1 protein-coding gene is annotated in these 443 nt (G+C 65.0%); it reads left to right on the plus strand.

Annotation, left to right across the window (positions count from 1 at the left end):
• On the plus strand, nucleotides 1–443 hold a 443-nt coding region (locus tag EN991_RS39490; protein ID WP_127370695.1), incomplete at both ends, for an ATP-binding cassette domain-containing protein.

The raw sequence follows: 443 nt of genomic DNA on the forward strand, positions 1-443 counted from the left end.
ATCCCCGCCAGCTTTCCGGCGGCCAGCGCCAGCGCGTGGCCATGGGCCGCGCCATCGTGCGCAATCCGCAGGTGTTCCTGTTCGACGAGCCGCTGTCCAATCTCGACGCCAAGCTGCGCGTGCAGATGCGCACCGAGATCAAGGAACTGCACCAGAGGCTGAAGACCACCACCATCTACGTCACCCACGACCAGATCGAAGCCATGACCATGGCCGACAAGATCGTCGTCATGCGCGACGGCCGCATCGAGCAGGTCGGCGCGCCGCTGGAACTGTTCGACCGCCCGGCCAACCTGTTTGTCGCCGGCTTCATCGGCTCGCCTTCGATGAACCTGCTCAAGGGCACCATGCGCAAGGGCGACAAGCCAGGGGTCGACATCGCAGGCACGCTGTTCCCGATCGGATCGGGCAATGCCGCGCAGGACGGTCAAGCGGTCGTCTAT

Origin of the sequence: Mesorhizobium sp. M7A.F.Ca.US.005.03.2.1 (assembly GCF_003997795.1) — a bacterium.
Taxonomy (GTDB): Bacteria; Pseudomonadota; Alphaproteobacteria; order Rhizobiales; family Rhizobiaceae; genus Mesorhizobium; species Mesorhizobium ciceri.